We start from the raw sequence: 584 nt of genomic DNA, 5'->3' as shown, positions 1-584 counted from the left end.
CTGCCGCGACATCGAGGTTCATGTGTTTCCCGACACGCCGCGCGGCGCGATGATCGTCGCGCACCTGATCGTCGACGTGCGCGACGCGATGGGCGCGAACACGGTCAACACGATGGCCGAAACCGTCGCGACGCGCATCGAGGCGATTACCGGCGGCCAGGTACGGTTGCGGATACTGTCCAACCTCGCCGACCTGCGGTTGGCGCGCGCAGAGGTACGGTACTCGGCCGCGACGCTCGCGACCGACGATTACGCCGGCGAAGCGGTGATCGACCGCGTGATCGACGCATACGTGTTCGCGGCGACCGATCCGTACCGCGCGGCGACCCACAACAAGGGCATCATGAACGGCATCGATCCGGTGGTGGTCGCGACCGGCAACGACTGGCGCGCGGTCGAGGCCGGCGCGCATGCGTACGCGAGCCGCAGCGGCCGCTATACGTCGCTGACGACGTGGGAGAAGGCCGCGAACGGCGACCTCGTCGGCACGATCGAGATGCCGATGCCGGTCGGGCTCGTCGGCGGCGCGACGAAGACGCACCCGCTCGCGCGCCTCGCATTGAAGATCATGAACGTGACGTCCG

The 584-nt window shown here is 68.3% G+C and carries 1 pseudogene; it reads left to right on the top strand.

Annotation, left to right across the window (positions count from 1 at the left end):
- Positions 1–584, top strand: a pseudogene (locus JMF90_RS39650) (3-hydroxy-3-methylglutaryl-CoA reductase); the annotation flags it as partial.

Origin of the sequence: Burkholderia sp. E168m23 (genome assembly GCF_016586125.1) — a bacterium.
In the GTDB taxonomy this organism is placed as follows: domain Bacteria; phylum Pseudomonadota; class Gammaproteobacteria; order Burkholderiales; family Burkholderiaceae; genus Burkholderia; species Burkholderia orbicola.
Note: the sequence above shows the minus strand (reverse complement) of the source record. Positions and strands in the feature narration are given on the sequence as shown.